This is a genomic window from Sphaerospermopsis kisseleviana CS-549, from assembly GCF_028329225.1.
Taxonomy (GTDB): Bacteria; Cyanobacteriota; Cyanobacteriia; order Cyanobacteriales; family Nostocaceae; genus Sphaerospermopsis; species Sphaerospermopsis kisseleviana.
Window position 1 is genome coordinate 1 of record NZ_JAQMTI010000323.1, and the last position, 2,237, is coordinate 2,237.

Annotated in this window: 3 protein-coding genes; all 3 read left to right on the top strand. The window is 39.5% G+C overall.

Annotated features, from left to right (window positions below; all coding sequences use genetic code 11):
• Nucleotides 1-187 precede the first annotated feature (187 nt).
• The 3 genes from grxC (at nucleotide 188) to PN497_RS25055 (ending at nucleotide 2,085) form a co-directional block, all read left to right on the top strand.
• Nucleotides 188-508, top strand: a complete 321-nt coding sequence (grxC, locus tag PN497_RS25045) for a glutaredoxin 3 (protein ID WP_096572050.1) — start codon at nucleotides 188-190, stop codon at nucleotides 506-508.
• A 185-nt stretch (nucleotides 509-693) separates the two neighbouring features.
• Nucleotides 694-1,200: a tRNA adenosine(34) deaminase TadA gene (gene tadA, locus PN497_RS25050; RefSeq protein ID WP_096572051.1), complete on the top strand. Its 507-nt coding sequence runs from the start codon at nucleotides 694-696 to the stop codon at nucleotides 1,198-1,200.
• 111 nt (nucleotides 1,201-1,311) lie between these two features.
• Nucleotides 1,312-2,085, top strand: a complete 774-nt coding sequence (locus PN497_RS25055) for a lysophospholipid acyltransferase family protein (RefSeq protein WP_096572052.1) — start codon at nucleotides 1,312-1,314, stop codon at nucleotides 2,083-2,085.
• The last annotated feature ends 152 nt before the right edge of the window (nucleotides 2,086-2,237 follow it).

A 2,237-nucleotide genomic window follows, 5' to 3' on the forward strand; every position in this document is an offset into this window, starting at 1 on the left:
CGCTGCGATTAATTTAAAACAAGAAGCGGTCAGATTGATCGTGTTAGCCTGTGGACTAGATAGTGCCGACACTGCTAGGGTGAAACAGGAAGAAAAAGCCAACTTTTGTTAGCATTAGTTAGCTTTTTTGTATCGGCAGAACACGCTAAATCATCTAAGCTAGATATAAATAACAAAAAATAAAAATATGCTAGATTTTCTTAACCCCCTTTTAGGTCGTCACCCAGAACGCATTAAAGCCAAAGTAGAAATATATACATGGCAAACCTGCCCATATTGTATACGTGCTAAAATGCTGTTATCTTGGAAAGGTGTAAAATTTACCGAATACAAAATAGACGGTAACGAAGAAGCGAGATCAAAAATGGCAGAACGCGCCAACGGTCGCCGTAGCGTACCCCAAATATTTATTAATAGTCAACACATTGGCGGTTGTGATGATCTGTATGAGTTGGATACAAAAGGTCAACTTGATCCGTTGTTAGCTCAGGAAACAGGGAACTCTTAATAGGGAACAGAGAATAGGGTTAGTAGCTAGTTGCTGCGATTAATTTAAAACAAGAAGCGGTCAGATGGATCGTGTTAGCCTGTGGACTAGATAGTGCCGACACTGCTAGGGTGAAACAGGAAGAAAAAGCCAACTTTTGTTAGTATTAGTTAGCTTTTTTGTATCGGAATAGCAGTTATTTACTGATGACCAATCACCAATCCCCAATCACCAATCCCCAATCACCAATCCTCAATCACCAACAATGGATGCATCAGGCTTTAGAATTAGCACAGGTAGCAGGTGAAGCGGGGGAAGTTCCTGTAGGTGCAGTCATTGTTGATGCAGCAGGTAATTTAATAGCTACAGGTGAAAATAGAAAAGAAAGAGACAAAGACCCTACTGCCCATGCGGAAGTGATCGCTATTCGTTCAGCCGCAAAAACCTTACAAAGTTGGCGTTTAGATCAATGTACCCTTTACGTCACATTAGAACCATGTCCAATGTGTGCAGGTGCTATCGTCCATGCACGTTTGGCGACGATTGTCTATGGTGTGGACGATACTAAAACTGGTTCAATACGTACTGTTATTAACATACCCTCAAGCCCCGCATCCAATCACCGTTTACAAGTAGTAGGAGGTATTCTAGAATCAGCTTGTCGTCAACAATTACAGTCCTGGTTTGCAGCAAAAAGACATAAGCATAAATAACAGACAGAGGTTAAACTGTCCAGATAGGAAAACAAAAATTACTCAAGAAAATTTACGGTGGACATAATCAAGTTTGCGTCACATTTTACCAGCTAAATTTCAGCCACCGTTATGAAGGAATTTTACTCTGCGTCTACCAAGTCCCCCTCTCAACTAACAAATATCTCTAAAACTTCTAAGGTGGTTTTTAGTAGATCACAGGTTTCCCCTTGGTTAACTTCTTTAGCCTATAGTTTGGGGCATAATGTGGTGATACCTATGTATTTTGCTAAAATTGACATCCTGGGGCAAGAAAATATCCCCAAAACTGGACCAGTGATTCTTGCACCTACTCACCGTTCCCGTTGGGATTCCTTGCTGTTACCCTATGCTACAGGTCGTTATGTTAGTGGTCGAGATCTGCGATTTATGGTGACAAGCAGTGAGTGTCAAGGAATACAAGGTTGGTTGGTAAAACGCATGGGAGGTTTTCCTGTAGATACTCAAAAACCTGCGATCGCCGCCTTGCGTCATACAGTAGAGTTAATTTCACAGGGAGAAATGTTGGTGATTTATCCCGAAGGTGATATTTTTCGAGATAGCAAAGTTCACCCTTTAAAATCAGGTGTTGCGCGTTTAGCTTTAAGTGCAGAACATCTGCATCTAGGGTTAGACATCAAAATTATTCCTGTAGCTATTAACTATAGTCAACCCTATCCCAATTGGGGAACAGATGTAAGTATTCAAATTGCTGAACCTATAAAAGTACAAGATTATATTCCTGGATTTTTAAAACAAAATGCTAAAAAATTGATCGCAGATTTAACAAATAGATTACAACAATTAAGCCATCAACAATCAAAAATTATATCACATCCAGCAGATTCCCTTCACGAAGTGTGGTGAAACCATAGAGATGAGCAAGTCCTAAGTTGACAATTTCATAGACAAAACTATACTTATATTGACAAAAATCAATATATTTTTAGGAAAAAATCAACTACTTGATATATAATACGGTGATATCAAGTATTGAATTGAGACTATTGCCGACGCGA

Coding starts and splice junctions, on each gene's coding strand:
- grxC (WP_096572050.1), top strand. CDS start 188: ATGCTAGATTTTCTTAACCCCCTTTTAGGTCGTCACCCAGAACGCATT.
- tadA (WP_096572051.1), top strand. CDS start 694: ATGACCAATCACCAATCCCCAATCACCAATCCCCAATCACCAATCCTC.
- PN497_RS25055 (WP_096572052.1), top strand. CDS start 1,312: ATGAAGGAATTTTACTCTGCGTCTACCAAGTCCCCCTCTCAACTAACA.